This is a genomic window from Paenibacillus lutrae (assembly GCF_009757775.1).
Classification (GTDB): Bacteria; Bacillota; Bacilli; order Paenibacillales; family NBRC-103111; genus Paenibacillus_F; species Paenibacillus_F lutrae.
On sequence record NZ_RHLK01000024.1, the window covers coordinates 40,045 to 44,425 of the forward strand.

The following is a 4,381-nucleotide window of genomic DNA, read 5'->3' on the forward strand; positions in this document are numbered from 1 at the left end:
TACCTTCAATGATTCTGGATAGTGTTTAAAGGTTTGTCCCTTATGCGCCATGAAAAAATGCACCCCTTAGAATTCATCGGAATAACCAAGGGTTTTTCCAATGTCTATTCTAAGGGGTGCACTTCAAAACGGACCTGACAGGCTTTTTTGATTACACACGCAAACATAATTAACGGAAAATAGCCCGAGTTCGAAAGGGCTCAACTGGCTTCCCAGCCGGATGCCATCATAATGAACACGGCAAGCGCGATAATGGCAATCGCTAAGTACACAAAGCCTTTCACTTTCTTCTTCTGGAAGAACTGCATGATGCTTACGCTGGCCATAGAGCCGATTAATAGAATGAAAACCAGACTGATCATAAACATGTTTAAAGTTAAGGCGTCCAGAGATTGACCGACCAAAGCAAACTTCCTCCCCATTTATAAACGGATGCTTAAATTACACCTTCGAAAGAAAACCTTCATCAATTATAACCGGAAATACGGCAAAAAAAGCAATTTCATTCTACATTTCTATGAACAAACTTTGAATCTGTAAAAGTTTTCTAGTGATCAAAGCAGAGCTACGGCTGTAAAAATATTATTGAAATATTATTTCAATTCTAGAAAATCTATTGAAATATTATTTCAAACTAGATAGAATGGACATGTGCATCAATTGTAAGCGCTATCTAAATTAAAGGAGGTGCAGGGTTTACTCTCCAATCAAGCTACATAATCTGGACCTCATTTCATCTCATCCGTTCACACACTGAATTTTCGCCTGCCCCTGCCAAGAATGAAAACCACTAGATTTCTACAAGGAGTGAAGATATGAGCGTGTCGAAGACCCCGGGTACACAGCGTAAAATGATGGTTTTGTTATCTTCTGCTTTGATTTGCAGTACCTTTACTGCCGGGATTCCCGGTGCAGCAGGTTTGGCAAGAGCCGAGACCTCCAGTGTCTCCGTTATGGGGAATACAGCCCAGCCGGTCCATGTCTTATCCGGTTCATCGCCTTTATTTACGCAACCGCTTACAGAAAAAATCATGGCTAAAAGCACAACGGACAAAACACTGGAACTGGAGCTTGCAGGAACGCTGCAGCTTGCAGATTCATACACCGTGGAACAAACATTGAACGGGCAGATTTATACCAGAAATCTGAGTGATGTTAGGGTTGGTGCAGCTAATGTAACTGTCTATCCGGACAGCTCGGGTAAGATCCAAAAAATTGTGATCCAGGAAGCTACTCCCTCTGACCGGATGCGTGTAGGAATACGCCGGGATATTTCAAATATCGCAGACAATTCAACCTTTGAACACAGCCAATTGGATATCAAATCTGCTGACGGCTTCCGGTTGAGTGACAAGAAAAGCAGCTGGACTCATGAAATTTCCTCAGATAAAACCGTAACGTTCTCTGTCTATGAGAATCAGACGGTTGTCAAACAGGACGGAACGGAACTGTACCGGACTCCTAACCGCCTTTATGCCGAGCAAATCACTCCGGAGTCCTCCCTGATGCAGATTATGACTTTTAAGCGGGGACAAGGAAATCCGCTCTATAGAGGATCACTTGAACTAACACGCAGTCCTGTACAAGATAAACTGAGACTGGTGAACGATATTACACTGGAACAGTATTTGTATCAGGTTGTTCCAAGCGAAATGCCTGCCAGTTTCGGTAAAGAAGCTCTCAAGGCCCAGGCCATTGCAGCCCGGACCTATGCTCTCACCGACTATTTCAGCAGCCGGTTCTCCGACCGCGGAATGCATATCGATGACAGTACGCTGAGTCAGGTATTTAACAACAGTGCAGAGAATGAGCTGACGACCCAAGCCGTCAATGAAACAGCGGGATTAATTATGAAGAGCGGCAATGAACTGGTGGATGCGCGTTTCTATTCGACTTCCGGCGGCTTCGGCGCTTCCAAGCATGAAGTATGGTCCGACAGTCTGGGCGGTTCGTTCCCGGGGACTCCCATCCCTTATCTGGTTGCGAAGAGCTACACCTACGATAAAACGGACCCGTCTAAAATGCTCGACATCGACACTTCCGATGAAGAAGCGATCCGCGCCTTGTACAAGGATTTGTCCTATACCGGTTACGATTCCGAGTCGCTTTATTTCCGCTGGAAAATCGATATGACGAAGCAGCACCTGGAAAAAACGATCAATATTAACCTTCCTCTGCGTTTTAATGCGGATCCGACTGCCATCTTGACCAAAGAAGGCGACCGTTTTGTAAGCAAACCTATTCCGGCTGACGGAATCGGCACCCTTACGAATATGTATGCGGCCAAGCGCGGGGCAGGCGGTAACATCACGGAACTGGTAATTGAAGGTTCCACAGGGACTTATAAAATTTTAAAAGAATTCAATATCCGCTTCACCATCAAGCCGGTCGATGGAAGGACAGGCGACATCTATGCCGAACGCGCAAAAGGCGGTTCGCTGAACTATGATGCAAAGTCGACAGTCAAAAATCCAAGCATTCTTTTCTCCGCCTTCTTTACTTTTGATCTGGCAAAAGATCCAAACGGCGAGCTCACGAATGTCACCTTTTACGGCGGCGGCAACGGACATGCGGTTGGTATGAGCCAATATGGCGCCTCCATGCTGGGAGGAAAAGGCTGGAAGTATGATCAGATTCTAAACGCCTACTACTCCAATATGCAGCTGGAAAAAGCGACCGGCGAGCCGTTTGAAATTCAGAAGCTCGAACTAACGGGGCTTGCGGACATGAATGCGGGTGATAACAAGCAGGCCGGCGTTAAAGCGACTTATACGGACGGCAGCAGTGCGGTCTGGACGGCGGGGATTACATTCAGCAGCAGCGACCCGGCTGTCGCAACGATTGACCCCAGCGGACTCGTGAAAGCACACAAGCGGGGGCAGACAGACCTTAAAGTTCACTATGGGAATCAGACGGGCACTTATACATTGACCGTATCCGCTCCGGAGACAGGTGGTTCAGACGGCGGATCCGGCAGTGGTTCGGTCGGCGGATCGAATGGCGGATCTGGCGGCGGTCCCGGCCCTGTAACTCCACCTGCTCCTGAAACCGGAAACGGACAGCACGAATTTAAGGAATCCGATCTGCAGAAGCCCCCGGTAGACGGTAAAGTAACTTTACCTGTACCGGCAGCGGCTAAACAGATCTCCATCCCTGCCAGCGCTGCAGAACTTCTCGGTGAGAGCAAACTGGCTGTTCAGAGGGAAGATCTTACCCTTGAAATCCCGGCTGAACTGCTCAAACGTTTGTCGGATAAGGTCTCAGCCGATCAGCGGAAGGACAGCACGTTCACAATCGGGATGAACACCTTAAGCGCCTCGGATGCCCAGACACTTCTCGCCGGCTCTCAAACGGCAAGCACCCGGATCCGTCCTGCCGGTGCCGTCGCCAGTCTCAGCCTGTCGATTCTCACTAAAGACGGCGTAAAAACCGACCTCACCACATTTGAGAAACCGGTGACGGTCCACTTCACAACCGGAACAATGACCGATCCGGCCCTCACAGGCGTCTATTATATTGCAGATAACGGTACACTGGAATATATCGGAGGCAAGCACAGCCCAGGTAAAATCACGGCAGAGCTTCATCATTTCAGTACTTTCGCCGCTCTGGAATGGAAACAGACCTTCGCTGATCTTCCTGGAACGCACTGGGCTTTCAAAACCGTTGAAGAGCTGACAGCCAATCATATGATTAACGGCACCAGCGAGAGCACCTTCGAGCCGCAGCGCTCCATTACCCGTGCCGAGTTCACAGCCCTGCTCGTCCGGGCAATGAAGCTATCCGCATCCGGCATGCATACATTCACGGATGTTCGTGCGGATGAATGGTACGCGGATTCTATTGCCATCGCATTTCAGGCCGGAATTGTCGAAGGCAAGACCAGTACGACCTTTGAGCCAAAGGCGAACATCACCCGTCAGGAAATGGTCGCCATGATGATGCGTGCCTATAATAAAGCAGCGGCGGGAAGTGCTTCGGCGGCAGCTTCTTTCACCGATGAATCAGAGGTAGCCGATTGGGCGCTTCCTTATGTAAAAATAGCAGCCGAACTTAACCTTATCGATGGCCGGGAGAATGGCAAATTCGTTCCGAACGGTATGTCGACAAGGGCTGAAGCAGCCACTATTATTAAGCGAATTACAGCGGAGTAGAGCACTCAGAAGCCGAGGCAGATAAATCATCCTGTCGACCTGAACAATACTGAACAATACTGAACATGATTGAACAAGCAGGCACCTGTATGGGTGCCTGCTTCAGATTGCAGACAAACTCCTTTGTTCCGAATGGAACTCAGGAGTTTGTCTTGTTTGGAGAAATAAAAAACTCAAAAATGCAGTAAGTTTCTGTTTTGAGCCACCGGTTCTCCAAAGCCAGGTGG

2 protein-coding genes are annotated in these 4,381 nt (G+C 48.5%); one reads left to right on the top strand and one right to left on the bottom strand.

Annotated elements, in window-relative coordinates; translation table 11 throughout:
- Nucleotides 1-200 precede the first annotated feature (200 nt).
- Nucleotides 201-404: a hypothetical protein gene (locus tag EDM21_RS23525; RefSeq protein WP_156430886.1), complete on the bottom strand. Its 204-nt coding sequence runs from the start codon at nucleotides 402-404 to the stop codon at nucleotides 201-203.
- A 411-nt stretch (nucleotides 405-815) separates the two neighbouring features.
- Between EDM21_RS23525 and EDM21_RS23530 the strand changes: the two genes are divergently transcribed.
- Nucleotides 816-4,154, top strand: coding sequence for a SpoIID/LytB domain-containing protein (locus EDM21_RS23530; RefSeq protein ID WP_157338815.1), 3,339 nt, complete (start codon nucleotides 816-818; stop codon nucleotides 4,152-4,154).
- The last annotated feature ends 227 nt before the right edge of the window (nucleotides 4,155-4,381 follow it).

Bases quoted from the DNA above. Each gene is read 5' to 3' on its own strand.
- EDM21_RS23530 (WP_157338815.1), top strand. From the start codon at position 816: ATGAGCGTGTCGAAGACCCCGGGTACACAGCGTAAAATGATGGTTTTG.